We start from the raw sequence: 25,087 nt of genomic DNA, 5'->3' as shown, positions 1-25,087 counted from the left end.
ACGAGAAATCATTAAACTGCTTCGGGAAAAACCAGATCCAGTTTTATTACCTGACATCTTTGCACGCATTTACTCCCTAGGTCGCGTTCACAAGGCTCCGGGTTCTACCGCTTCCCTCTAAAATTGGCGAAGGTATTGTTGGAGAAACCGGGTTTCTAAACACGGGTGGGGGCGGGTTTTGGGAGTTGATGGGTGAGTGTTCGAGTTTTGGGTATAACCCGCCCCTACGGTTCTTGGGGGATAGGATTGGGGATGGGTGATAAAGTTGAATCTGTTTAGCCAGTTTAATAGTTTAATGTGTAAGGTGGGCACTGCCAGCCCTGTCAAGGTGGCAAAGGGTGTCAGTGAAGTAGCCTTTGAGTAGACAAGTGTCGATGTCGGCGATCGACAATCAAGGGAGGTTTCTTTTTCTTGGGCCCCCTCGCCTGCTTGAGAAAACGCTTCAGATTGATTCGCCCTGCTAGTTCTAAAAGCTGACAAGCCAAGCTATCGAGAGAAATTGATTGCCAAGATTGCCAATATTGAGGGTCGATGGCAATCATCATCCCTCGATGGGTCGATTGGACTTCTTCAACCAGGTAATACCAAGAAAAGGTTTCCTCCACTGCCCCCGCTCCATGGGTGACTCGCACTGCGGCTTTGACTGTAGCCAAAATATTATAAGCAACCAAAGCCATGACAAAAGAGAACAAAGCCGCAGGTGGATAACCCAAAGTCTGAATTTCTCCCTCAAAGTTTTCTGTGACCACTTGAAATAGAGTTTCAATTGACCATCGCTGACGATAAAGATGTGCGATGTCCATAGCATCAGCATCTATTGAGGGTAAATTAGTCACAATGGCGATTTCCTGGTCTCCATCACGAGTGGTTTTTTTCAAGCGAAGTACCACTCGTCGCCAGTCCTGGGTTTGACCTTGATAGTCCATACGAATGAGTTGCTCAAAAACTGGCCCCGTCTCACTCATACCTTGGAACTTCAGTTCGTTTAACCCCAACCATGATGGAGTGCGATGTTGCCGAATCACAAAAGCCGCGCCCGCCTCTGCCAAGCCAAAGAGAAAGTGCTTTGTCCCCATGTTGCGGTCAGCGAGCCATAACTCTCGGGGTTCGACTCTTTTGAGTACCGCTTCAAATAAAGAGCGCTCCTGAGCATGACCGTCGGCACAAAGAAAGACATCACGCACCAGTTGTCGTGCGGGGTCAATTACGACTAAACTCTTGCCGGGCAAGGGTTTGGCTGCATAGGAGCGTAAAGCTTTCAATCTATGGTCGGTGGTAGCTAAACAGTTGCCGTCCAGAATTCGGACTCGATAACCTGATACCCACTCCGGTAAGGCTCCCCCCATCTGGTCGATACAAGCAGATAATTGGAGGCTATTAGCACGTAGTAATGCTTCACTCACTTGAGTTTCAATACCATTGAGCTTGTTATAGAGCGCGGTTCGACTAATACTCAATTCCTTCTGTTGGCGACGATAGGCAGCATTTACCGAGGGTTGAATGCCACAGACGACCAAGCTCATCAAGTTTACCACTTGCGAAAAGAGTAAATTTCGGGTGTATTGCACTCTTTGAATAATCTTCAAACAGGGGATCGAGGTTTTCTGGCCGGAAGATATACTCCATCAATCCTTGAACCATTAGGCTTGTAGGGCTTTCTTCTGTAAAGCGTTCTATCATGGAACTGTCTTTCATTGCTCGAGCCTTGGGGACACCATAACTCCATCTTGTACCGATCGCCTTTTCCTTGCCAACTTATTGCCACCTTGACAGGGCTGGGTGGGCACTGCCCACCCTACTTGTTTGTGGCAATGAAGGGGTTAAAGGGTATTTTATCCTCAGTCTTCCTGGGGAATAAAGTTCAAGGCAGCCGAATTCATACAATAGCGTAACCCAGTCGGTGCGGGGCCATCAGGAAAGACATGACCCAGATGGGCATCACAAACGGCACAGAGAACTTCTGTGCGCTTCATGAAGAAGCTCCAATCATCTTTGGTGGCAATGTATTCTTCTTGACTGGGGGCCCAAAAACTGGGCCAACCTGTGCCGGAGTCATATTTGGCTTCTGAGGTAAAGAGTTCTGTCCCGCAACAAATACATTGATAGGTTCCCGCTTTTTTGTTGTCGTGGTAAGCACCGGTAAATGCGGGTTCTGTCCCGTGTTTGCGCGTGACTTTAAATTGCTCTGGGGTGAGTTGCGCTTTCCATTCGGCTTCAGATTTCGAGATTTTTTCCACTGGCTTCACCATAAGAAATTCTACAAGATTAAGATACCGCCCTCGATCCTAATCATTTTTTGGCGATCGCACTAGGTGAGGATTACCCACTCTCAGACTATAGCCTGGGAACCACTTCAGCAACTGTCCTGGTGGCGATCGCCCCAAACCCGGTTTACAGAACCCTCGATCCCCAATTCCCTTGAACCTGCGTTATAAGTGGCACGATTTGCTCCCTGCTGAATACGGAATTCGGCGATTGTACAAGTATCAACCTCATCGGAACATCAGGACTATGCAACGCCAACTTTTATCCATCACCACCCTAATTTTCAGTCTAACGGTCTCTCTTCCCCTCAAAGCTCAAACCGTTACCTCAGAAACTCAATTTTCTCCAGAAGTCATCCGCACTCAACTCGAAACCATTGATACCACACCCAAAACCGCCGAATACTATGCCGGGTTTAATGAAGGCTTCAATGAAGGATTTGAAGCCGGTTTAGTCGCCAGAAAAGCCAATCAACCCAACCAAAACAATTATCAAATGCTGATGAATACCAACCCCCGTCCCCTGATCCAAGGATGGGCAGAAGGCTATGTGAAAGGCTATGAAGAAGGGTATGACTATGGCGCAATCTAATATTAAATCTATTTATTTTAGCTGTGTCACGACCTGACGATGATTTATAATTAGGAATTGGCTGTTGTCTAGCACAAAGCCCTGTATCCTCCCCATTCCCCCATTCCCCTATGACCTCTGTGTTACCTGACAACTTAACCTGGTATCAGCAGAACCGAGAAGTTTTAAGGGTAGCACTTGAACGCATCCTCACCCTTCTAGAATATTTTCAAGAACAGCAACAGATCCTGTTCTTAGAACCGATCGATTGGCCCCTGAATTCGAGTATTGAAGCGCTACAAAATAAGTTCCATCTGTCCAACTTTGAACTCGATATACTTTTACTCTGTGCAGGGTGCGAACTCAATCCTAGAATAGCCCAACTCTGTGGAAAACTTCGCGGTAACCCGAATCTCAATGTTCCCAGTTTGATGTTAGCCTTGGGAGTTTTACCGGAATCTGATGTCAGTGTCATTTCACCCGATCGCCCCTTGCTCCGTTGGCAACTGATCCGCCCAGAATCCCACCTTATCCTCACAGAAGCCTCCCTCAAACTCAATCATCGCATTCTCTGCTATCTCTTGGGAGAACACCCCATCGATCCAGCCTTGCAAGGAATCGTTAGACCCATAGAGAACCCAGAACCCTTGATTTTAGCAGCGTCCCATCAAGTAATGGTTGCAGAAATCTTGGAATTTTGGCTCACTCAAGACACCCTTTCAGAATTACCGGTGTTGCAACTGTGTAGTTCAGATGTGCAAACGGTTTATCAAATTGCTGGGGCGATCGCCACAGAAGCCGAGTTAGACTTACAAGTGCTATCGGCCCAGAGTTTACCCCAAGAGAGGGCCGAGTTGCACCAGTTACAATTACTCTGGGAAAGAGAGAGCCTGTTAGGTGAGCGCATTCTCTTCATCGATGCTTATAACCTCTCTGCCGAACCCAGCCGCCATCATGCCCTAAAACATTGGATAGAATCCATTACAACCCCTTTAATTATCGGCTCAGAAGACCGCTATTCCAGCCAAAGACGAACCCTAATCACCTATCCCATTGCTCCCCTCAGCTATGAGGAACGCAAACAACTCTGGCAACACCATCTAGGGGATCTCGCTCCCCAATTAAACGGTCAATTAGAGCGCCTAGCCGGTCAATTTTATGTCAATGTGAATACCATTCAAGCCGCCACCCAACAGGTCTTACACGCCGCAAAAACCGAACCAGAGCATCTGAGTCAAACCCTATGGAATATCTGTCGGCTGCAAGCTCGACCCCGATTAGAAGAATTAGCCCAATTTATTCACCCCAAAGCCACTTGGGAGGATCTGGTGTTGCCGGAGGGCTTGCAATCAATGTTACAAGAAATGGCAGCCCATTTACGCCAACGGGTGAAGGTACAGGAAGAATGGGGCTTTCGAGCTAAAAATAGCCGAGGATTGGGCTTGAGCGCCCTATTTGCCGGGGGGAGTGGCACGGGGAAAACCATGGCGGCAGAGGTGTTGGGCCATGAGTTAAAATTGGATATTTTTCGGATCGATCTCAGTGCAGTTACGAGTAAATATATTGGGGAAACGGAAAAGAATTTACAGCGAATTTTTGACGCGGCGGAGGTGGGCGGAACCATTTTACTCTTCGATGAGGCGGATGCATTGTTTGGCAAACGTACTGAAGTTAAGGATAGCCGCGATCGCTACGCCAACATCGAAGTCAGTTATCTCCTGCAACGGATGGAAGCCTATCAAGGACTCGCCATCCTCACCACCAACCTCAAAGACTCCATCGACCAAGCCTTTTTACGCCGCATTCCCTTCGTCCTCAACTTCCCCTTTCCCAACAAAGAAGCACGAGCCAAAATTTGGCGGCGTGTCTTTCCCGAACAAACCCCCACCGATGGCTTAAGCTACGAACGCCTCGCCCAACTTAATGTTACCGGAGGCAACATTCGCAGCATTGCCCTCAATGCCGCAGTCCTCGCTGCTGATGCAGGGGAACCAGTACGCATGGAACATATTTTCAGCGCCACGCAAACAGAATATATTAAATTAGGCGCACTGCTCACCAGTTCAGAAACCAGAGGCTGGTTTAAAACCAGTTAACAGCAACTTCAGGAAAGCCATCCATCCCATCAGTGATGGTATCCTCAAAACAGGAGTGCGAACTGATCGATATTCAGGTAGAAAACCATGGTACGAGAATTGCTCCCTCAATCGCAAGTTTCCGCTCGACTCTACCCAGACAGTGATGGCAAGCCGATGGCGGATAATACAGTTCAATTTCGTTTGATTACCACTATTGTTGGCGGATTGTCGGCTCTGTTTCAAGAGCGAGAAGATGTGTTTGTGGCTGGGGATCTGTTGTGGTATCCCAGAGAAGCGGGAACGTTAACGATACAAGAAGAAAATTTACCCTTCTGCCAAGCCCCAGATATCATGGTGGTTTTGGGAGTCGAGAAAAAAGATAGAGGTTCCTACAAGCAATGGGAAGAAGGAAATATTGTGCCTCAAGTGGTGTTTGAGATTCTTTCGCCGAGTAATAGTACAGGAGAAATGGAGGATAAGTTTCGGTTTTACGACTATTATGGTGTGCAAGAATATTATGTCTATAATCCGAAACGGAATCGACTGCAAGGATGGTTGAGAAGTGGGGGGAGATTAACCGAAATTGCTCAAATGGAGGGTTGGAGAAGTCCTTTATTGGAGGTGAGTTTTAGCACCCAATCGCAAGAGTTGCAGGTGTTCGCACCGAGTGGGGAAGCATTCGGAACTTATGCGGATGTCGTGCAAGAGCGCGATCGCCAACGTCAGGAAAAGGAACTCGAACGTCAGGAAAAGGAACGCCAACAACAGAGAGCCGAGAGCGCCGAAGCAACAGTCGAGGAGAAAGAGCAGACGATTCAACAGTTACGAGAGCGTCTGGCGCAACTGGGAATCGATCCAGATAGCTTGAGTTAATTCAACAGACGATATCCCTTCTATGGATGCTAGTGTAGGAGGTATCCATTATTAAGTTTCTAGCCCGTAGACTAGCTCTATATCATCATCAACCCCTATGCCTACCTATACCGGAATTTCTAGCGAAGCCTTCCGTCATCCCCTAGACTGGGAAGCCGAACAAACTTTACGCAGCTTCCCCGGATTTGATTTAGTCGCTCGCAAATTTGTAGAATTTATTTACGAACGGCCCCAGTATATTTATCTGATGGGTAACAGTATTGAAGTGGGGCCGCGCCAATATTCGACGATTTACCAACTGTTTCGAGAATCGGTTCGCGATCTCGATGTTTCTCCAGAACCGGCTCTATTTGTCTCCCAAAATCCCCAGGTCAATAGTTATGCTTTGGGCCAGGATAAGCCATTTATTGTGCTGAATACGGGCTTATTAGATTTGATGACTGAAGCGGAGATTAAAACGGTTTTGGCCCATGAACTCGGTCATATTAAGTGCGGCCACACTATTTTAATTCAGATGGCGATCTGGGCGATGAATACGGCGGCGGCGATCGGTGAAATGACGTTTGGCTTAGGGAATGTGGTCAGTAGTGGTCTGATCTATGCCTTTTATGAGTGGCGACGCAAGGCTGAACTTTCCGCAGATCGAGCCGCTCTGCTGGTGACGGATAATTTGCCTCTGGTGATGAATACGATGATGAATATGGCCGGGGGATCGAGTAAATATGGCCATGAAGTCAACCTGCAAGAATTTCTGCGCCAATCTCAAACTTATCAAGATTTGGATCAAGATAATCTGAATCAGGTTTATAAGTTTCTTCTGTACAATGGAGGTCAGGGAATGTTGTTGAGTCATCCCTTCCCTGTTGACCGGCTCCAGTATCTGCAATCTTGGTATAATTCTCCAGAATATGCCCAAATTCGTCAGGGGAATTATGCTCGACAAACCGCAGAAGGATCTGTAAATGTTGATTCATCAGAAGACCCGAAGTCTAGACCATCTGAAGCGGAGGAATTGCGCCATCAACTGGAAGAACTACAGCAAGAAATTGAACGACTCAAAACTCAAAAGCCGAAGAACTAATCTCCTAGTACCATGTCATTGGTGATTCTGGTGGTCGAAGATGATTTGGGAACCCGCCTGGCGATTCAAGATTATTTGGAACAGGGGGGTTATACGGTCATCTTAGCTGAACATGGGCAGGAAGCTCTACAACAGGTTGAAGAATATCATCCCTATCTGATGGTTACGGATATTGCGATGCCTTTGATGGATGGCTATGAGTTGGTGCGCCAAATCCGTAAAAAACCGGAATATCGGCTTTTGCCTGTAATTTTCTTAACGGCTCGCACGGCTATGGAAGACCGGATTCGGGGGTATCAGTTGGGCTGTGATGTTTATTTACCTAAACCTTTTGAACTTCAGGAGTTAGGGGCAGTGGTGCGGAATTTGATTGAGCGCTATTCGTTAATGATGCAGGCAACGTCTAAAGCGCCTACGCCGGTGATTTCTGAGGCTTCGGAATCTGTGAAGAGTAAGGGGGCTTCTTCTGAGTTGGAGCTGACGGAGCGAGAATGGGATGTGTTGCATTTGCTGACCAGTGGTTTGTCGAATGGTCAAATTGGTAAGCATTTACATCTGAGTCCGCGCACGATTGAAAAATATGTGAGTAGTTTATTGCGTAAAACGTTAACGAATAATCGGGCGGAACTGGTTCATTATGCGATGCAGCACCGGTTGATTGATTGATGAAGGGGTAAGCAGGGGAAAAGTCCCCCGGCGATCGCACCAGGGGACTTTTACGGTTAGTTTTTCATCGCTGCTTGCGTCTGAGAAGCCATCCAGAGATGGAAGAGGAAGAACTCGGTGCGATCGCCTAATTCAACCAAGAAAATCCCTTCTTCGGCTTGGGGATTGGAGGTTAACCAAGTACCTTGCAGGCTCACTTCCATATCATCGCCATCTACCCGATCTAGGGTAATCCGGTCATCCACCTTCTGGCGTACCTGGCTCTCTAATAAGCGCATTTCCGGTAAATCCGCAGGCAGTAGAAAAGAGGCTGTGGTTTTTTCCAAGGAAATTGGCTCACCGACGCGCAACAGAAAGGTTAAGCGAGCCGTTACCCAATCTTCTAGGGAGGTGGCAAAGCGCTCTAGATAAAAATCGTTGTCTAAATAGGTTAACTTCAACATGCTGACTTTGCCTCCTTACGCATCCAGGTCTCTTTGGTGTTCTCGCCAGAACTGTTCCGCAAACGCCACGGCCGGGTGGATCGGCGCTCTGGGTTGAGTTCGCAGTTTGAGGCCGGATTGTTCTGGGGTGCGATCGCCTTTTCGAGAATTACAAGATCCACAAGCGATCGCCACATTATCCCAAGTGTGTTGACCTCCTTTTGACCGAGGGATCACATGATCGATGGTCAAATTCTTCTTATGGCCACAGTATTGGCACATATGTTTATCTCGCCGCAACAGTTCTTTACGGTTAACGGGAGGCGTTTTCCAAATGCCCTCTGTTCCCGCAAAAGTCAATCGGATATGTTCAGGAACCATCAGCACTAAATTAGGAGAGCGAACCATCCATTGTTGTCCTTTGACCAAATCCAGGGGTTCCGCTTTTCCGGTCACCAAAAGGGCGATCGCCCGTTTGAGATTAATTCGGCTGACAGGCAGGTAGTTTTTAGAGAATACTACCACCGATTGACTTAAAACATGGGTTGCACTGGTCACGACTAAGTTCCTCATAAAATCACCCCCGCTTCGGCTTAGGAACGAAGCGGGGGTAAACACAACAGGAGAATGCTTTGAGTTTTACCCAGGTACACTCTGAAATTTGTACCTTTGGCTTCGCTGATCAGTTCGGATGTTTGCCTCTAGCACATCCGCAATTATGGGATTTAAGGGTTCAGAATAATTTCTCAAACCGCAAGACATCCCGATCGCTCCCATTTTCTGACCCCAATCCCCTGTCTCTCCATAGAGACCTAAGCCACTCAAGCCGTGTCGATCGCGGCTAGGGCATAGGTGGGTTGATGGGGAAAAATCAGGAATCACAGGAATTTTTGGCTGCAAGATGTAAGGATTGACTTTTAAATACTACACTGATATTACAGAGTTGTCCACCCATTGAGGAAAAAAAATCATGTACACCCTCCCAAGAACGTCCACAACCGACATGGAAGTGACCAGCATTCGCTTGGAAAAAGAACTGAAACAACAGCTTAAGAAGCTGGCTGGCAATCAGGGTTATCAGGCTATGGTGCGAGATATTCTCTGGAGTTATGTGCAACAGCGATCGGATGACTATCAGTGTCAGTACGATCCGGAAGACATTCGCTCCACTGTAGAGGCGATCGCCCATCAAGAAGAACGCTGTGCCATTACCGGCAAACCCATTTACCCCAATCAACCCATGTTACTCGGTCTCACTCACCATGGGGAATTTGTGCCCCTCAGTCCCCACGCCCTACCATAGCCCCATCCTGAATGAAACAATAAGCCAAATGCACCCTGCGATCGTCCTGCCCAGATGGATTGCGATCGCGGGGTGCTGTCATCGGATTGATCCTTTCTTTCTTCAAGCCACGCCAAAATCTGTGTATTGACGCACATAGGGAGGATGGAAGCCTAAAATAATATCCTCTGCGGGAACGCCTAGCTCTACCAACTCTTCGGCTACAGAAATATTGGTTCCGTCGTGTTGAATCCAGATTTTGCCGTCAATAATATCAATATGAATCACGGAACCATGGACGCGCCGTTGGTTATCCCAACCTACATGCATTAATTCATAGCGATCGCGCTCTAAATCCAGGATAACCTCCGGCTCGATCTCCCCATTAGAGGGTTTGTATTGCCCATATTTGAGGATCAGATTACGCACCAGTTCGCGATAGTGTTCTAAGGTATCCATTGGATCGATCTCCTTGCCACTTCATCAAAAACGATCAGTTTGATATCCCAATTTCTTACAATAAGCTGACCTAACTTTTCCGTCAAAATTGTTTCATAGGTTCGTTTGGGAACTGCAAGATAGAGCATCCGTTCCGGTTGCAGCTCTGCCAGGATGCTTTGATATATTCCATATTGTCCTAGCGCATCGCCCAGATCGGTGACTGGAGAAGACTTGAGGAAACTTTTAATTTCCACAGCTATCTTAAGATTTCCCTTTTGCGCGGCGATCGCACTTCGTTCTGCTCCCAGATCCACAAATAAATCCCGACCTCCATAAGATAAATAGAGGGGATCGTCCGTAATTGTCCAACCCTCATCAATGAGAAGTTGGACGACGAGATCGTGATAGAGATCCTTTGCAGGCATGTAAGGGAGAGTTTTGGCAGACTATGAAAGTTATACCATATCGGATATAGATTGACTCAAAACCTGACTAGGACAAGCCATTAAACGAGGACACACTGATAAATGAGGAAGCAGTAAAGACGGATGAACTGGTATTATTGACAATTCCCAAGACTTGATTGCTGCCATTGACACTAATCACGGTACTGTTATTGCTAGTGGAGAAAATGGACAGGTTGAAAAAGCTGAGATTACCAGTAAGGACAATTTGATCGATGCCAACCTGGAAATCTTGAATGATATCGGCATTATTGATGTTGGTATTGCTGGTGTTCACACGCAAGACAAAGGCATCCGCACCTGCTCCACCATTGAGAATATCAGTACCAAAATCACCGACGAGGAAATCGTTTCCAAGTCCACCACTGAGGAAATCATTCCCTTGTCCTCCATGAACTACATCATTACCGTCGCCACCGCTCACGATATCATCACCGCGATCGCCTCGAACGGCATCGTCACCGCGATCGCCACTGACAAAATCATTCCCTTGGCCCCCATGAGCGGTATCATTGCCCTGACCGCCAAACACATTGTCAGTTCCGGTATTCCCACTCACGAAGTCATTACCGGTATTGCCATTAATGACATCATCGCCTCCCAGACCATGCAGTTGGTCATTACCGCCTAAGCCTTGCATATTATCATTATTCGCACTTCCCGTTAAAACGTCACTTCCTGGAGTCCCGATAGGGGGAGATAACATTGGATCTCCCGGTTGTGGGGAGGGTGCTGGAGAAGGCGATGGTGGGGCAGAAGGATCGGAAGGAGGAGTTGGTGATGGAGTTGGTGCGATCGGAGGTGTGGGAGTCGGTGATGGCGTAGGAACTGGAGGTGGAGTTGGGGTCGGGGTTGGAGTTGGTACTGGAGGTGGAGTTGGGGTCGGGGTTGGAGTCGGTGTGGGAGTTGGGGTTGGGGTCGGGGTTGGAGTCGGTGTGGGAGTTGGGGTTGGGGTTGGGATACCTGAGCCGCTACTGAGTTTAATAATATAACCATCTCCATCTCCAGCACTGAGTAAGTCTACAATGCCATCATTATTAATATCGATGTTCTCTCTAAACGTTCCAGTGGCAATCAGATTATCGCCAGGATCTGTGGCAAGCTGAACGCCGACATCATCGCTACTGCTGCCCACATTAGTCGCCCAATCCAGGGAACCATTGCTGTTGAACTGAGCGATGTAGGCATCTCCAGCTCCAGCACTGATTAAGTCAACAACTCCATCTCCATTCAGATCTCGCGTTCCTTCAAACTGGCCGCTGACAAATACATCACCCTTACTGTCAGTAGTAAGTTCAACGCGCTGTCCATTGGAAGCGCCTAAACTTTGCGCCCAGGCAAATGTGCCATCACTATTAAATTTCGCTAGGTAAGCATCGCCAAAGTTGCTACCGATTAGATCGGGAATGCCATCACGATCAATATCAATATTGCCCGCAAAGATACCAGTCGTAAAGACATTTCCAGCATTGTCGGTTGCGATCGCCAAACCCCGTTCGTCATCATTACTCCCGATACTGGTAGACCAAGCCAGAGAACCATTGCTGTTAAATTTAGTAATGTAAGCATCATTATTTCCAGCACTGGTCAAGTCGATCGCGCCATCGCCATCAATATCGATCGCATTTTGAAACCTTCCAGTAGCGATCACATTACCAGCACTATCTGTCGTAATACCACCGCCTAATTCATCACCGCTGCCTCCAATATTATTTGCCCATGCCAAGCTTCCATTACTATCGAGCCGAGCAATGTAGACATCGGAGCCTCCATTGCTGGTGAGATTTGCATTTCCATCTCCATTAATATCAATGCTTCCGGAGAAACCGCCGGAGACAAATATATTATTGGAGTTGTCTGTCGCAACGTCAGAACTACTATTGTTGTCACTCGTTGTGGCAAGATTAGGTATGGGTTTAGCCCACGCCAAAGTACCATTTCCATTGAATTTAGTAATGTAAGAGCTAAAGGTTCCAGAAGTATTTGTGAGGTCAGGTACACCATTTCCATCCACGTCGATGGATGCAAAACCACCAAAAGAACCCGCGACTAAGAGATCGCCAGCACTATCTGTAGCTATACCGCTCACAAAATGGGTAAATTGTGGGCCATCTACATTCAGCTCAGTTCCCCAAACTATCGACCCGTCACTGGTAAATTTCGTAATGTAGAGATCCCGGTTTCGATCGCGATCGATCAGATCCAGGGTTCCATCGCCATTAATGTCGATATTTTGCTGGAAATTACCAACAGAAAAAATATTACCCGCACTATCTGTAGAGAGTAAAGCACCTTCATCGATTAGGCTGTTGCCAATACTCCTAGCCCAGACCAAATCGGGTGGCGTTCCCGGTGTGGGTGTGGGGGTTGGAGTTGGGGTTGGTGTGGTGCTGGTGAGGTAGCGTTGGGCGTAAATACCTGTGCCATCGCCGTCTTGTTCTTCACTTTCCCAAACAATGGCGACTTGTCCATTCCCTCCTAGGGCAATATCGGGATTGCGTTGATCGCGATCGACAAAGGTATTAACCTGGAATTCTTCACCATCGGGTTGCCCTTGAGCATCATAGCGTTGAGCATAAACCCCTCGCCCGCTACCATCTTGAAGACCGCTCTCCCAAGTGATGATAAAGCTACCATCATTGTCCATGCTCACTTCTGGAGCAAGCTGTTCGGCAATGATGGTGGTATTCACCTGAAATTCTGCGCCCATGGGATTACCATCACTGCCATAGCGTTGGGCAAAAACCCCTTCTAGGCTGCCGTCTTGATTCATACTTTCCCAAGTAATCACAAATTGCCCACTGGCATTCATGGAGACGGAGGGGTTACGCTGATCGCCGGTAGTCAAGGTATTGACTCTAAACTCGCTGCCAACTGGATTACCGGTATTGTCATAGCGTTGGGCATAAATGCCTTCACCACTGTCATCTTGGCCCTTGCTCTGCCACGCGACAATAAAATTACCACTGTTATCCATGCCTACGGAGGGGAAACTCTGGAAATCAGTGGTAAAGGTGTTGACTTGGAATTCCGAGCCTTGGGGAGTGCCATTGCTGTCATAGCGTTGGGCAAAAATGCCATTCAGGTCTCCATCTTGATCGAAACTAGACCAAGCAATGACAAAGTTGCCATTGACATCTAGAGCAACGGAAGATGATTCCTGGAAGCTCTCAGTTGTCGTATTGACTTGAAATTCTCCACCTTGCGGGGAGCCATCACTACCATAGCGTTGGGCATAGACTCCATTTTCACTGCCATCTTGACCAAAACTTGTCCAAGTAATGACAAAGTTGCCATTGGGAGCGAAAGCAATTGAGGGCGAAAATTGGAAGTCGTCGGTTGTCGTGTTGACTCGGAATTCTCCACCTTGAGGAGAGCCTGCATTATCATAACGCTGGCCATACACTCCGGATTGGCTGCCATCTTGACCAAAACTTGTCCAAGTGACAACTGCGTTACCATTTGCATCCAGTGCAACTTCGGGTGCGTCTTGGAAGTTGGTGGTTGTGGTATTCACCAGAAATTCAGCACCAACGGGGTTAACAGGCATAAGTTTTTTCTCCTTGGATAGTTAAGGGTAAATTAAATCACATCTAGCCATTTTATTATTGGTTGTGTTTTGATAATAAAATGGCTAATTCTTCAGTATTATCTTCTCCCGATCTCCCCAAGCTAAAGTTTTTTTATTGTCGCAGAGCAGGGGCGACTTGGACTATTTGAACTACCTGTATAAAGAGGTTCTACTTGTTTAGAAGCAATAAATGAACGATTTGGGCCGGAAACCCTAGCATTGATAAGGGCATTCCGATTAGTCCTACATTGACCATCATCAGTTCTATAACCAGTGTTAGTAATCCTGAACCGAAATCTACCACGTTTGCTCCTGCTTCGGGAAACCTCAATATTAAAATCAGGGCCAGTAGTAAAGATAGCCTTAAATCCAGTGCCTGAGATATCAAGCCAACGAACATCCTTATTCGGAAAAGCATACTCAACTGTCAATATCGCTGAAGAACCGTAGGGAATTTCTGATGAACTCAATGTTACGTTCAAGAACTCAGCAGAAAGAGGTTCATCACAAACATCTAATCCCAAGGCCTCCCGAAGTTGAATACGCAATTGCTCTCTTGTGTCTGAAACAGCAAATTCGTATGCATAATCAACCAAACCGTCATTTACGATATCAAAGAATTGGAAAATTTCTTCGGCAAAGGGTATGTTGGGTAAAGAATCTGGCTCACCAAACATTAACCAGCAAGTTGTATTGACTATAAAACCTACAGAAAACGCACCTAACATTATTTGGGATGATGCAACAAAGCCCGCTCCCGTAACCGCACCAGCCAGAAATGGTATACCTTCTAATAAAGTAACAATACCACTCCAAGCGCTAGTTGCATTAGCCAGCCCTCCAAGGAGGTTACACAGCCCTTGACCAAACTCACAAACTTTAGCCAAAGCAAATTGATTGTAACTGGTAGGTGGTCGCGGAGAAGGATCAGGTGGTAATACGGGAGTAGGCCCAGGAAACCGCTTCGAGGAGTTCTGATAATCTCCTATATAATTTCCTAGTACCTCTCCACCTAAGTTATTAAAGGTCGTCCGTTCAGGATTACCAGTATTGATAGATGTACTATTAATGGTTATCCCATTACCATCAGGGTCATACTGAACGTCAAAAGAAGGCAAGCCGCAAGCCTCTCGACTGGCAGAAACAAAGCGCATTGACTCCTGATATACCCGATCTCCATCTTTGCGAATGGTCGTAATAAACTGACAGCCTTCTCCTCCAAGACTTTCCAGATACAGTTCCACCAGTTGGGAAGAAATCACATTGACCTTAGAGAAGGCAAATTCTAAGTTTTTCTTGGTAATATCATTCTCTGGAATAACTTCATCTAAAGTTAGAGTAAAATCTCCTTCTCGACTCCCCGTACACCTGCCCATAGGAGTCACAGTTCCGGAATATTCTTCAGGATTATTTCTGTTCACCGTGCCTTCAAATTCCTGTATAAATCCTTCTTCTGTTAAGGGATAAATCGTCAGTTCAACCCGCTCTCCTCTGCTTCTAATCGTACCGGTGATTGAAGCTGTCGGGTCTTGACTTGCTGATGGACGAATAACACCACTGAGTTGATTCCCCGATCGAATTAAATTAACTTCCTGATCTCCCTGAATTGAACACCGACCCCCAGAATTAGGCACTCGATATTCAGGAAATTCTAGCGTCCAACTTGTATAACCAGTCGGCGGAGTTGCTTGAGCGATTTGATTCGACAACCCCTCCCATAAATCTCGATCTACCGGTTGACTCACTACCTCAGAAGTCGCGGCAACACTTCTACCGGAAACCTTCGCTGCTGTGGCGAGACACAAGCCAGAATCAGCTCCCAAAAGACCGCACAAAACAACGGCAAGAAGGCGATTAATCCAACTGCCGTGGACTAAAATTAAGCCCAAAAAACTGACGATTCCTAAAATCAACCAACGCAGGTGACGCATTGTTTTTTCCTCAAAAAAAGTTGACTAATTTTGCAAACAATCCATTCATTTTTAGTGATTTTTACATAAGATACTAACTGGAAAGTCCCTCTCCCTAAATCCCTCTCCCACGGGAGAGGGACTTTTCCCCCTTCTCCCGAAGGAGAAGGGGCTAGGGGATCAGGGCGACGGGTTTAGGATTGATGGAAATTGCTATCGATAGACTGTTATCAGTCCTCAGTCCCCGGAAACTTAGCCATGATTTTACCAAAGCTCGGTTATGTATTTGTTAAAAAAATATAAAAAAATCAGCAAAATACCTTAAACTTTTGTTTTAAAAGTAGCAAAAAGTAGCGTTTTGTGTCATATGGTAGCATTTGGTGTAGTCTTTCCGGCTGTACATCTCCCAGAAGCCCTGTGATAAAGTAAAGAAAAACTCCTCCTCAACCTATGCAACTCGAATACCACCCCAGAGATTACTACCCCTCAGCACAAGATTTACCTGACTCAGATGAGACACCCGTGGATAACGAACTGCAAGATCTAATTCCCACTCTCCTCAAAGCGATGCTGGCTTCCATTTGGGCGGAGCGCATGGATTGGTTTTTTGGCGTGGATATGGGAATTTACACTGATCCCAACCAACCTGCCATTGTCCCCGATGGTTTTTTGAGTATGGGTGTCCCTAGAATTATGGGTGAAGGTTTGCGCTTATCCTATGTTCTCTGGCACGAGCAACAAGTTCCCACCCTAGTGTTAGAAGTAGTTTCGCAAACGAGAAGAGGAGAATATAGCCAGAAAAAACAACAGTACGAACAACTGGGGGTTCCCTACTATGTCATCTATAATCCCCTGCGGACACAACAACCCAGATTAGAAGTGCATCAACTTAAGGGAGGTGCATATCAATTATTATCGGGGGAACCCGTGTGGTTACCGGAACTCAATTTAGGTATAGGTAGAGAGCGAGGGACGTATCAAGGGATAGAGAGAGAATGGCTGTATTGGTATGATGAAGAGGGACAGCGCTATCTGACTCCAGAGGAAAGATGCGATCGCGCCGAATCTGAGTTACAACAGCTACGGGAGAAACTCCGACAATTAAATATCGATCCCGATACTCTATTGTAGTTGCCCAACAGCAACTCCCAGAAAAAACTCGGTTCCCTAAATCAGGGTAACCGAGCCTTTAACTAGGTAAAATTTTACCTATTAATTAGAGAAAACATTAGCATTTACACGGCTTCAGCCTCATCCACCTCAACCGCATCCACATTAAACGCAGCCTGAGTTTTCTGGCGATCCAGCTTCAAATACAACACCCCTAACGGAGGCAAACACAACTCAATCGAATGGGGATAATTGTGGAACCACCACTCATCCGTCCATTTACCCCCCAAATTCCCCATATTGCTACCCCCGTATTCATAGGAATCGCTATTAAACAACTCCGTATAGAATCCCGGTTCAGGAACCCCAATCCGATAGTGAGAATGGGGTTGGGGCGTAAAGTTACACACAATTACCAAAAAGTCATCCGTTTCCTTATCCCGACGGAGAAAAGAAACCACACTATGATTATTGTCATTACAATCAATCCAACTAAACCCTTCTTGATTAAAATCCTGAGTATAGAGCGCCGGTTCGCTCCGATACAGAGCATTAATATTGCACATAAACTTCTTCAGTTTTTGATGCGACTCATACTGCAACAAATACCAATCTAAATCACTCCACACATTCCACTCATTCCACTGACCAAACTCCATCCCCATAAACAAAGTCTTCTTACCCGGATGAGCATACATATAACTAAACAAGGCACGCACACTAGCAAACTTTTGCCAATGGGTTGGATCGTTCGTCGGCCCGGGCATCTTACCAATAATGCTACTCTTACAATGCACCACCTCATCATGGGAGAGCGCCAGCATAAAATTCTCACTATAGTGATACATAATGCTGAAGGTCACATTATTTTGATGGAATTGGCGGAACCAAGGGTCAAGGCTGAAATAGTCCAACATATCGTGCATCCAGCCCATGTTCCACTTCAAATTGAAGCCCAAACCACCAACGTAGGTGGGCCAAGAAACCATCGGCCAAGAAGTCGATTCTTCCGCCACCGAAATCGTTCCAGGGAAATAACTAAACAAACAATGGTTCACTTGGCGCAGAAAATCAGCCGCTTCAATATGTTCATGACCTCCATATTGGTTAGCCACCCATTCCCCATCTTTCCGCAGATAATTCAGATAGAGCATGGAAGCAACCGCATCCACCCGCATTCCATCAATGTGGAATTTATCGTACCAGAATAGAGCATTCGCCACTAAAAAGTTACGGACTTCATTGCGGCCATAGTTAAACACTAAGGTTCCCCATTCCTTATGTTCCCCTTTCCGAGGGTCGGCATGTTCATAAAGATGGGTTCCATCAAAGAACGCCAAACCATGACCATCTTTAGGGAAGTGTCCGGGAACCCAGTCTACTAAAACCCCAATGCCATTTTGGTGACATTGATCGATAAAATACATCAAATCTTGGGGCGTTCCAAACCGGGAAGTCGCTGCATAATACCCCGTGACTTGGTAACCCCAACTACCATCAAAGGGATGTTCGGCAATAGGGAGCAGTTCAATATGGGTAAAACCGAGTTCTTTAATGTAGGGAACCAGTTTATGAGCCAGTTCGCGATAAGTCAGGAAACGACCACCAGGGTTGAGTTCGGAGGTAATGACCACCGGTTCAGTTTCGCCATTAGGCAGTTTAGCGGGTTCTTCTGAGGACGCATGGAGCCATGACCCTAAATGGAGTTCATATACCGAGATGGGTTTGGTTAAGGGGTCGGTATTGCGTCTTTCTTCCATCCAGTCCCCATCATTCCAGGTGTAGTCATCTAGGTCAGTGACGATGGAGCTGGTTTTGGGCCGGACTTCTTGTTGGAACCCATAGGGGTCTGATTTTTCGTAGATATGTCCGTGAGGGTTTTTGATTTCGTACTTGTAGAGAGTGTTTACCCCTAGGTCAGGGATGAAGAGTTCCCAGACTCCATTACCGGTGCGGCGCATTTGGTGCTGACGGCCATCCCAGTTGTTGAAGGTTCCCAGGACGGAGACGTTGCGAGCATTGGGGGCCCAGACGGCAAAGTAAACCCCTTTTACGCCATCAACGGTCATTAGGTGAGCGCCGAGTTTTTCGTAGATGCGGTGATGGTTCCCTTCAGCAAATAGATGAATATCAAATTCGGTGAGTTTGGGTGACCGGAAGGCGTAGGGGTCATAGATGATGCGCTCGTGTTCGCCTTCTTTGACGCGCAGTTGGTAGTTACTTAGTTCGGGGATGTCAATGCTGCACTCGAAGAAGTGGGGGTTGTGTACCGACTGCATGGGGTATTCTTGGCGTTTTTCCGGCAGGACTACCGAGACCGATTCGGCGTTGGGTTGATAGGCTCGCACGACCCAGGTAGATTTACCGTTATTTTCTATTTGGTGGGGGCCAAGAACTTCAAAGGGGTCATGATGTTGGTTCCATACAATGCGATCGATTTGGTCGGTGGCAATGGTCATTGACATTTAATTATCCTTCCTTAAGTTTAAGAAATTTGATTCGGTTTGGTGGGTGTCCCCAACTGGGTCAGGATGATTACATTTTGTTTATATTTGACCATAAATCCTATACCAATAGGGAAGAATTTGGGGATTTTGTATGGAGCATGACCCTGGGGACTGTATCACATTACCTTTAAAGGAGGTCAAGGCAATAGGCAATATTGGAGTCATGGGTAGTGCTTTGATGCTCCCATTCCCCCTATTGCCCTAATCCTGGAGGTAGGGTTTCCCCACAGAGTTGATGAATTTCGATTATTCTTTCAAATAACCAGGGATATTGGGTTCTGTAGTGGGGAATGAGGGCTAGGGGACTCAACAGAGCCGCAGCAGTGATATCGGCTATACTGATTTGTTCTCCGATGAGATAGGGTTGAGTTTGCCAGGAGTTGCCTAAGATTTGGAGTCCGACTTCTAGCCGTTGGCTGGCGAGGGTGACGGCCCGGGGATTGATGTTGTATTGGGTTTTGACGATTTGAATCACGGCTTGGCTAAACCAGGAGGGGTCAATGGCTTTGCCTTCTGTGGAGCGATAGTGATAGTAGATGAAGCGGGTGGCAACGCCTAGACTTTCGTCGAGCCAGTCTTCCAGGAGTTGGGCTTGCTGCTGTTGGTGGCGATCGCCTAAAATCAGACTCGGCTCAGGATACTCTTTTTCCAAATAGTGCCAAATTTGGGTCGAATCTCCAATCGCTCCATCCTCCGAGAGCAGTACAGGCAAAGTTTGCCCCCCAGTTAGGGGTTTCACTCGCAGAATATGAACTCCAGGCGTTAAGTTCTCCACCTCATAGCCTATCTTTTTATAGCCCAGCATTAGGCGAGCTTTACGACAGTAATGAGAGGTACTAAATTGCAGCAGACGCATGGTCATTCCCTCCCATAAAGATATTCAATCACTTGGTTAAAATAAATTTCTGCCACCTTATCCTCCGGACAGTTTCGTAAACATTCTTCAAAATACTCAGCCGCTTGATAAAATTGTTGTAAGTAGTAAGCCGCTAACCCTTGTTCAAACAAAGTTTTGGTTTGCAGTTTAGCCACTCTCATCGGTTCAGGATCGGCATTAAAGACTTCAAAGACTGAAACCCGTTCTGATTTGCCTTTTACTCTCACTTTATCAATGATTCGGATCTGATAGTCATAGTTATGTTGTAGACGCAAAAAAGTATGTTCAGAAATTAATAAAGGAACTTTATAATTTTTAGTCAAACCCTCTAACCGAGAGGCAAGATTGACCGCATCACTAATGACTGTACTATCCATACGGTTTTTCCCCCCTACGGTTCCAATCATCATCAAACCCGTATTAATACCAATGCCAATTTTGAGTTTGGGCCGTCCTGGACGACCGCGTGTTTCATTATAACTATGCAGTTCATTGAGCATAGTAATTGCTGCTTGTAGAGCATCATCTGCACTGCCATCAAATATGGCCATAATGGCATCTCCAATATATTTGTCAATAAAACCATGGTTCTCTACAATCGGCAGTTCCATGCGAGATAAATAGGCATTAATAAACTTAAAATTATCTTCCGGACTCATGGCTTCTGATAAGCTAGTGAAGTCACGAATATCAGAAAATAAAATTGACATTTCTTGCTGGACATGATTGCCTATATCAACATCTAATATACTGTCCTTATGTAAAAGCTGAATAAATTCTTGAGGAACAAATCTACCATAAGCATTTTTGAGTTCTTTTTCTAAATTTAAGGCATTTTCTAAATCGCTTAAGGCAATTTCTAGATTGGTATTTACCTCAAACATATCTTCGATAAACTGTTGTCGCTCTGCTTCAGCCGACTTCCGTTCTGTAATATCCTCAATAAACCCTTGATAAAATAGAAGATTACCTTGTTCATCATGAACACTGCGGGCATTCTCAGAAACCCAAATCACTGTACCATCTTTCCGATAAACCTGAGACTCAAATCCAGCTACTTCATAATTTGTATTCATCAATTCCAGAAATTCTTTTCGCCGTTCTTGATCGACATACAGTTGCTCTTCTATATTGATTACACTATTCATCAGGTCTTCGGGAGAATCATAACCATAGATTCTCGCTAAAGCAGGATTGGCACTAATGTACTTACCATCAGGAGTCGATTGAAAAATTCCTTCTAAGGCACTTTCAAAAATCCTTCGATATTTATCTTCTGCTTGCTTTAAAGAGTCAATTAAATGGGCCTGCTCTTGATTGAGTTTCTCCAAATCATCATTGACTTTTTGCAGTTGAATATTGGTTTCAACTAACATCTGCTCTTGGGCATAACTATTAAGAGCTTCTCGAATGGTTAGTCTTAAATCTTCAATTTGCCAAGGCTTAGTTAAATATCGATATAAGTTAGCATAATTCACAACATTACGAATGCCTTCAATATCGGCTTGCCCGGTGAGCATTATTTTAACAGTTTTAGGACAAATATCATGAATTTTTTTCAACAACTCATCACCTTTCATCCTAGGCATCATATAATCAGAAATAACAAGTACAACTTCATTATTTTCAGTCAAGCAATTATCAATAATACCTAGAGCAGAATGTCCACTTTCTGCTAATTCTACTTGATAACTTTTACCGAATTCTCGCCTCAGCATCCTCTTGAGGCTATCTAAAATAAAATGCTCATCATCGACACATAAGATTACCGGTTTATTCATAACGAAGTATTTTCATAAAAATTAAAATTTAAGTTGATATTATGCTAAACACCCTAAGCTTTTTCAGCTCGATCTAGATCGTACATTTTTACTTGCTGAAGTCCAGATTTAATAGTTTCTATTAATTCATCTTGAGTCCAAGGTTTAGAGATATATTGATAAAGATTTGCATATTTTCTGGCTCTTTCAATTGCCAAATAATCGGCTTGTCCCGTCAACATAACTTTAATGACTTTTGGGAATTTTTGATGAACATTGATTAGAAATTCATCTCCTTTTACACCAGGCATTAACCAATCGGATACGATCACAATTAACTGATTTTCACTGTCTTTGATATCTTCAATAATTTCCCAGGCTTCATCGGCACTTTCTGCCAATTCATAAAGATAGTTGTCTAAGAAAGCATTCTTGAGTTGTATTTTTAGACTATTGAGAACTACGCTTTCATCGTCTACACATAAAATCATGGGTTTAGACATAGCAGTTAACCTCTGGTATTGGATAAGGGTAAGGAAACAATAAATTCAGTTTTGCCAGGAACAGAATTGACTTCTATTTTACCTTGATGTTTATCAATTATTTTTTTGACTATATCTAATCCTAGTCCACTTCCTTCTCCAGGAGACTTTGTTGTAAAAAAAGCATCAAATATACGGGGTTTAATTTCCGGCAAGATTCCCGGCCCTGTATCCCTGATTTTAACTTGGATATGATCGTTGTTAGGGCCAACCTCAATAATTAAAGTTCCTTGGTAATTCATGGCTTGTAAGGCATTATGAATTAGGTTTGTCCAGACTTGATTGAGTTCATCAGGATAACACCATATTGGAGGTATATCTTGATAGTTTCTAATCACGTCAATCCCTTTTTTTAGTTTATTTTGATACAATGTAAGAACGGTTTCTAGTCCAGGGATAATTTCGGTTAGTTCTTTGCTATTCTGTAAGTCATGTCTGGCATAACACTTGAGAGCAAAGACGACTTTCGCGGCTTGGTCTGTGGCAGTAGAAATGGTTTTCACGCTTTTCTGAATACTAGAGATTTGATATACCATATTAAGAATTTTGTCATTTTCTGGATTCGCCAATTGAGTCATCAAGTTGGCTATATTATTATAAATACCAATATCAACTAAAGTGTCTGCAATTGCTTCTGCTTCGGAAATGTTTTGGTCTTGAAGTTTACCTATAAGTTGCCTTCTATATTTCCGTTTTTCTCGACTAGAGAGATGTTCATTGGATTGGTCAATTTGATTACTCAGTTGATAGAAAAAATATTTTTGATCTGAACTAATATCTTGAAAAAATCCAGGTAGATTGTCTAGAGTCTGATGGAGGAATTCTGTGAGATTATCAACGGAGGCACGAATAGCCCCTAGAGGAGTATTGATTTCATGGGCAACCCCAGCGATTAATTGTCCTAAAGCTGCCATTTTTTCGGACTGAATTAACTGAGACTGGGTTGATTTTAGTTGCTCTAAGGTAAATTCTAATTCTTGATTTTTTTCTTCCAGTTTTTTTTGTAAAAAGCAATTTTCTAGGTGAGTATTGACTCGTACTAAAACCTCTTCAATTTCAAAGGGTTTAGTAATATAGTCTACGGCTCCTAGATGAAAGCCTTTGACTTTATCTAAGACTTCATTCATGGCGGTTATGAAAATTATGGGTATGGATTGAGTATGGGGATTTTTTTTCAGGGTTTCACACACTTCATATCCACTTATACCGGGCATCATGATATCGAGTAAAATTAAATCTGGGGGGCTGGCTTCAATGGCAGAGAGGGCTAAGTTGCCACTAGGCACGGGGCGAACTTTATAGGATTTCTCCCGTAGAATTTTTACCAGAAGTCTAAGATTTTCTGGAGTATCATCAACAACTAAAATATCGGGTTTATTAGGTGAAGATGGCTGGGAATTCATGAGAGTTGAGAATTAAGGGTAGAATAAAATTAAAAAGAAGGTTTAGGGAAAAAGTTGGCTAGAGTAGTCGATCGCCAGATGGGTCTAGCCCTGGATCTTAACGATCGCCTCCCCATTATCCATCTCTCGATCATCTGATGCTCACAGGGTAACCCCCAGATAGTAGACTAAACAATACCTAGGCTTGAACCCATTGTAGAGCCAGAGGTAGTCGTAAAAATATTGAATTCGGAAGCACACTTAAACTTATGACCACAACCGATCCAGTAAAATTGATGAAACAAGAGGTGGGTAAAGCCGCAGCATCCAAGGTCAAATCGGGGATGATTCTTGGCTTAGGAACGGGATCGACCACCGCCTATGCTATCGAATATATCGGCGATCGCCTAAAATCGGGTGAAATTGAAAATATTCTTGGTATTCCCACCTCCTTTCAAGCCGAAGTTCTAGCTAGACAATATGGTATACCCTTAACCACCCTAGATGTGATCGATCGCATGGATCTGGCCATTGATGGTGCTGATGAAGTCGATCCTAACAAAAACTTGATTAAAGGCGGTGGTGCTGCCCATACCCGTGAGAAAATTGTCGATACCTTGGCCGATCGGTTCATTGTGGTGGTAGACTCCGGTAAACTCGTCGATCGCCTTGGCTCTACCTTTCTCCTGCCCGTTGAAGTCATGCCCATGGCCATGACTACCACCATGAAAGCCTTAGAAAAACTGGGCGGTAAACCCCAACTACGGATGGGAGTCAAAAAAGCAGGGCCGGTGATCACCGACCAAGGCAATATGGTTATTGACGTTAAGTTCGACTCCATTGATAACCCGGCTGAACTGGAAAAAACCATTAACAATATTCCTGGAGTCCTCGAAAATGGGCTTTTTGTTGGCGTAGCCGATCTGATCTTGGTCGGAGAGGTCAAGGACGGTCAACCTTCTGTACGGGAATTTTAGAGCGCTGTACGCGGGTAATGGATAGTATCCAGTCCGGTTGACAAAATCCAGGGAGCGAGACGCTCCCACTCCTCTCGAAATCTAGGGAGCGAGACGCTCCCACTCCTCTTGAAATCCAGGGAGCGAGACGCTCCCACTCTTCTCGAAATCCAGGGAGCGAGACGCTCCCACTCTTCTCGAAATCTAGGGAGCGAGACGCTCCCACTCTTCTCGAAATCCAGGGAGCGAGACGCTCCCACTCTTCTCGAAATCCAGGGAGCGAGACGCTCCCACTCTTCTCGAAATCCAGGGAGCGAGACGCTCCCACTC

At 45.3% G+C, this 25,087-nt stretch carries 22 protein-coding genes; 8 read left to right on the top strand and 14 right to left on the bottom strand.

Annotation, left to right across the window (positions count from 1 at the left end; all coding sequences use genetic code 11):
* Positions 1 to 341 precede the first annotated feature (341 nt).
* Positions 342 to 1,568 (bottom strand): transposase, encoded by a 1,227-nt coding sequence (locus PMG71_RS11260; protein ID WP_283753779.1) that lies wholly within the window; start codon positions 1,566 to 1,568, stop codon positions 342 to 344.
* A gap of 270 nt (positions 1,569 to 1,838) precedes the next feature.
* On the bottom strand, positions 1,839 to 2,249 hold the full coding sequence (gene msrB / locus PMG71_RS11255; protein ID WP_283753778.1) for a peptide-methionine (R)-S-oxide reductase MsrB: 411 nt from the start codon (positions 2,247 to 2,249) through the stop codon (positions 1,839 to 1,841).
* Positions 2,250 to 2,511: 262 nt separating this feature from the next.
* On the opposite strand from msrB, the gene PMG71_RS11250 reads away from it, so the two are divergent.
* The 5 genes from PMG71_RS11250 (at position 2,512) to PMG71_RS11230 (ending at position 7,533) form a co-directional block, all read left to right on the top strand.
* The gene (locus PMG71_RS11250) at positions 2,512 to 2,856 is read left to right on the top strand and encodes a hypothetical protein (protein ID WP_283753777.1); all 345 of its coding nucleotides are present in this window, start codon (positions 2,512 to 2,514) and stop codon (positions 2,854 to 2,856) included.
* Positions 2,857 to 2,966: 110 nt separating this feature from the next.
* Positions 2,967 to 4,931: an ATP-binding protein gene (locus PMG71_RS11245; protein WP_283753776.1), complete on the top strand. Its 1,965-nt coding sequence runs from the start codon at positions 2,967 to 2,969 to the stop codon at positions 4,929 to 4,931.
* Between the two features lie 87 nt (positions 4,932 to 5,018).
* The gene (locus PMG71_RS11240; protein WP_283753775.1) at positions 5,019 to 5,786 is read left to right on the top strand and encodes a Uma2 family endonuclease; all 768 of its coding nucleotides are present in this window, start codon (positions 5,019 to 5,021) and stop codon (positions 5,784 to 5,786) included.
* A gap of 97 nt (positions 5,787 to 5,883) precedes the next feature.
* The gene (locus tag PMG71_RS11235) at positions 5,884 to 6,867 is read left to right on the top strand and encodes a M48 family metallopeptidase (protein ID WP_283753774.1); all 984 of its coding nucleotides are present in this window, start codon (positions 5,884 to 5,886) and stop codon (positions 6,865 to 6,867) included.
* A 12-nt stretch (positions 6,868 to 6,879) separates the two neighbouring features.
* Positions 6,880 to 7,533: a response regulator transcription factor gene (locus PMG71_RS11230; RefSeq protein WP_283753773.1), complete on the top strand. Its 654-nt coding sequence runs from the start codon at positions 6,880 to 6,882 to the stop codon at positions 7,531 to 7,533.
* A 56-nt stretch (positions 7,534 to 7,589) separates the two neighbouring features.
* Here PMG71_RS11230 and PMG71_RS11225 read toward each other — a convergent pair whose 3' ends face one another.
* A complete protein-coding gene (locus tag PMG71_RS11225; RefSeq protein ID WP_283753772.1) occupies positions 7,590 to 7,976 on the bottom strand; it encodes an alr0857 family protein in 387 nt (128 codons plus the stop codon).
* Between the two features lie 15 nt (positions 7,977 to 7,991).
* The gene (locus PMG71_RS11220) at positions 7,992 to 8,528 is read right to left on the bottom strand and encodes an HNH endonuclease (RefSeq protein ID WP_283753771.1); all 537 of its coding nucleotides are present in this window, start codon (positions 8,526 to 8,528) and stop codon (positions 7,992 to 7,994) included.
* 397 nt (positions 8,529 to 8,925) lie between these two features.
* Between PMG71_RS11220 and PMG71_RS11215 the strand changes: the two genes are divergently transcribed.
* Positions 8,926 to 9,258: a ribbon-helix-helix domain-containing protein gene (locus PMG71_RS11215; RefSeq protein WP_283753770.1), complete on the top strand. Its 333-nt coding sequence runs from the start codon at positions 8,926 to 8,928 to the stop codon at positions 9,256 to 9,258.
* A 102-nt stretch (positions 9,259 to 9,360) separates the two neighbouring features.
* On the opposite strand, the gene PMG71_RS11210 is transcribed toward PMG71_RS11215, so the two are convergent.
* From PMG71_RS11210 to PMG71_RS11195, 4 genes are all read right to left on the bottom strand, one after another.
* The gene (locus PMG71_RS11210) at positions 9,361 to 9,696 is read right to left on the bottom strand and encodes a XisI protein (RefSeq protein WP_283753769.1); all 336 of its coding nucleotides are present in this window, start codon (positions 9,694 to 9,696) and stop codon (positions 9,361 to 9,363) included.
* A complete protein-coding gene (locus PMG71_RS11205) occupies positions 9,684 to 10,103 on the bottom strand; it encodes an element excision factor XisH family protein (protein ID WP_283753768.1) in 420 nt (139 codons plus the stop codon). The genes PMG71_RS11210 and PMG71_RS11205 overlap by 13 nt, the downstream gene beginning before the upstream one ends.
* A 67-nt stretch (positions 10,104 to 10,170) precedes the next feature.
* On the bottom strand, positions 10,171 to 13,692 hold the full coding sequence (locus tag PMG71_RS11200; protein WP_283753767.1) for a hypothetical protein: 3,522 nt from the start codon (positions 13,690 to 13,692) through the stop codon (positions 10,171 to 10,173).
* Between the two features lie 122 nt (positions 13,693 to 13,814).
* On the bottom strand, positions 13,815 to 15,644 hold the full coding sequence (locus PMG71_RS11195; protein WP_283753766.1) for a hypothetical protein: 1,830 nt from the start codon (positions 15,642 to 15,644) through the stop codon (positions 13,815 to 13,817).
* Positions 15,645 to 16,073: 429 nt separating this feature from the next.
* On the opposite strand from PMG71_RS11195, the gene PMG71_RS11190 reads away from it, so the two are divergent.
* On the top strand, positions 16,074 to 16,754 hold the full coding sequence (locus PMG71_RS11190) for a Uma2 family endonuclease (RefSeq protein ID WP_283753765.1): 681 nt from the start codon (positions 16,074 to 16,076) through the stop codon (positions 16,752 to 16,754).
* Between the two features lie 104 nt (positions 16,755 to 16,858).
* On the opposite strand, the gene glgB is transcribed toward PMG71_RS11190, so the two are convergent.
* The 5 genes from glgB to PMG71_RS11165 form a co-directional block, all read right to left on the bottom strand.
* Positions 16,859 to 19,198 carry a 1,4-alpha-glucan branching enzyme gene (gene glgB / locus PMG71_RS11185; RefSeq protein WP_283753764.1) on the bottom strand — a complete coding sequence of 780 codons (2,340 nt, stop codon included), beginning with the start codon at positions 19,196 to 19,198 and terminating at the stop codon, positions 16,859 to 16,861.
* Positions 19,199 to 19,433: 235 nt separating this feature from the next.
* Positions 19,434 to 20,096 carry a glutathione S-transferase family protein gene (locus PMG71_RS11180; RefSeq protein ID WP_347179253.1) on the bottom strand — a complete coding sequence of 221 codons (663 nt, stop codon included), beginning with the start codon at positions 20,094 to 20,096 and terminating at the stop codon, positions 19,434 to 19,436.
* A gap of 2 nt (positions 20,097 to 20,098) precedes the next feature.
* Positions 20,099 to 21,898, bottom strand: a complete 1,800-nt coding sequence (locus tag PMG71_RS11175; RefSeq protein WP_283753762.1) for a PAS domain S-box protein — start codon at positions 21,896 to 21,898, stop codon at positions 20,099 to 20,101.
* A gap of 53 nt (positions 21,899 to 21,951) precedes the next feature.
* Positions 21,952 to 22,380: a response regulator gene (locus PMG71_RS11170; RefSeq protein WP_283753761.1), complete on the bottom strand. Its 429-nt coding sequence runs from the start codon at positions 22,378 to 22,380 to the stop codon at positions 21,952 to 21,954.
* Positions 22,381 to 22,385: 5 nt separating this feature from the next.
* Positions 22,386 to 23,822, bottom strand: coding sequence for a hybrid sensor histidine kinase/response regulator (locus PMG71_RS11165; protein WP_283753760.1), 1,437 nt, complete (start codon positions 23,820 to 23,822; stop codon positions 22,386 to 22,388).
* A 248-nt stretch (positions 23,823 to 24,070) separates the two neighbouring features.
* Here PMG71_RS11165 and rpiA point away from each other — a divergent pair, with 248 nt between their 5' ends.
* Complete coding sequence (gene rpiA, locus PMG71_RS11160) at positions 24,071 to 24,778, top strand: ribose-5-phosphate isomerase RpiA (protein WP_283753759.1); 708 nt, start codon at positions 24,071 to 24,073, stop codon at positions 24,776 to 24,778.
* On the opposite strand, the gene PMG71_RS11155 is transcribed toward rpiA, so the two are convergent.
* Positions 24,744 to 25,087 (bottom strand): hypothetical protein (locus tag PMG71_RS11155; RefSeq protein WP_283753758.1); only part of this gene is annotated, 344 nt, incomplete at its 5' end. The two genes, rpiA and PMG71_RS11155, sit on opposite strands and share 35 nt — an antisense overlap.

The sequence above is a fragment of the Roseofilum acuticapitatum BLCC-M154 genome (assembly GCF_030068475.1).
In the GTDB taxonomy this organism is placed as follows: domain Bacteria; phylum Cyanobacteriota; class Cyanobacteriia; order Cyanobacteriales; family Desertifilaceae; genus Roseofilum; species Roseofilum acuticapitatum.
Note: the sequence above shows the minus strand (reverse complement) of the source record. Positions and strands in the feature narration are given on the sequence as shown.